Source organism: Massilia sp. LC238 (assembly GCF_000735635.1).
GTDB lineage: Bacteria > Pseudomonadota > Gammaproteobacteria > Burkholderiales > Burkholderiaceae_D > Telluria > Telluria varians.
This window is the reverse complement of the sequence record NZ_JNNN01000072.1, coordinates 1-1,419: the sequence shown is the minus strand read 5'-3', so window position 1 is coordinate 1,419 and position 1,419 is coordinate 1. Positions and strand designations below refer to the sequence as shown.

Genomic DNA, 1,419 nt, shown 5'->3' with positions numbered 1-1,419 from the left:
TAATGCCGTTCAGTTAAGACTGAACGGCATTTTTATTTTGTCGTTGTAAACGCGCGGCAACGCTGTTAACCTTCGTCGCCATGTTCGACGACACTCTACATTTCCTGGCGAATCACCTCGAGGCTCCCGACTGGGCAAGGTTGGGAGAGCATCTGCCGTATCAATGGGTCGAGCAGGCGGTTGTAAGTACGGAGGCAGCGAGTATCCGACATCGACGCTTGCCCGCCGAGCAGGTGGTATGGCTGATGGTGGCTTTGGCCTTGTACAGGCATAAGTCCATCAGCGAGGTGCTCGATGATCTTGGTCTGGCGCTACCAGATTCGCAAACCCCGTTTGTCAGCAAAAGCGCTGCGGCGCAAGCCCGCCAGCGCGTCGGGGCAGAACCCTTGAAATGGCTGTTCGAGCGCTCGGCGAGGCATTGGGTTGCACAGGACAAGAAGGCCTATCTGTTCAAGGGCCTACAGCTGTTCGCGATGGACGGTACCACCTTGCGCACGCACGATACGGTGGAAAGCCGTGAGCACTTCGGAGCCCAAAGCTACGCCAGCGATACGGTGGCAAGCTACCCTCAAGTGCGCGGCGTCACCTTGACATCGCTTCCAACGCACTTGGTGCATAGTGCTGTGTTCGGGCCATATTCGACCAATGAAATGCTGTATGCAAAGCAGCTGATCGAAGATATTCCCGATGAATCGTTGACGGTCTTCGATCGAGGTTTCTTGTCTGCCGAGATCTTGTGCGGCCTGACAGGCGGCGGTGCTGAACGGCACTTCATCATTCCGGCCAAGTCGAACACCAAATGGGAAGCGCTAGAAGACGCCAGCAACGACATGCTGGTGCGCATGCGCGTCTCGCCTCAAGCCCGGGCCAAGTGTTCGGAGTTGCCCGAGTTCTGGGAAGCACGCGCCATTACCGTTGTCGACGCGCAGGCACGCAAGCGCATTCTACTGACGTCGCTGCGCGATCGCCGACGTTACAAGCCCGCCGACATCGTCGCCTGCTACGACAAGCGCTGGGGAATCGAAACGAGCTATCGGGCACTCAAGCAGACGATGCTCGGCACGGCTCTCACGCTGCGCTCGAAAACGGTTGACGGGATATATCAGGAAATCTGGGGCACGCTCATCGCCTACAACCTGATTCGTCTCGAGATCGCCAAGGCCGCGCTGGCAGTCAAGTGCGAGCCGACCGAAGTGAGCTTCATTCGGGCATTCCACCTGATTCAATTTGAATTGCACTGGGCTGGTGTCACCAGGTCCTACGGCAAATTGCCTGCCTCGATGAAGCACCTTCGGGAAAGGCTGGTTAGCCTCCTGAAAGACGAACGGCCCGGCCGCAAATGCGACCGGGCCGTCAAGGCAGCGCCGAAGCGCTATGCCGTTCGAAAGGTCAAGAAGCTACCTTAACTGAACGGCATTA

The 1,419-nt window shown here is 57.6% G+C and carries 1 protein-coding gene; it reads left to right on the top strand.

The features are described from left to right. Positions 1-80: 80 nt before the first annotated feature. The gene (locus FG94_RS19525; protein ID WP_036215126.1) at positions 81-1,406 is read left to right on the top strand and encodes an IS4 family transposase; all 1,326 of its coding nucleotides are present in this window, start codon (positions 81-83) and stop codon (positions 1,404-1,406) included. Positions 1,407-1,419 lie beyond the last annotated feature (13 nt).

Coding starts and splice junctions, on each gene's coding strand:
- FG94_RS19525 (WP_036215126.1), top strand. CDS start 81: ATGTTCGACGACACTCTACATTTCCTGGCGAATCACCTCGAGGCTCCC.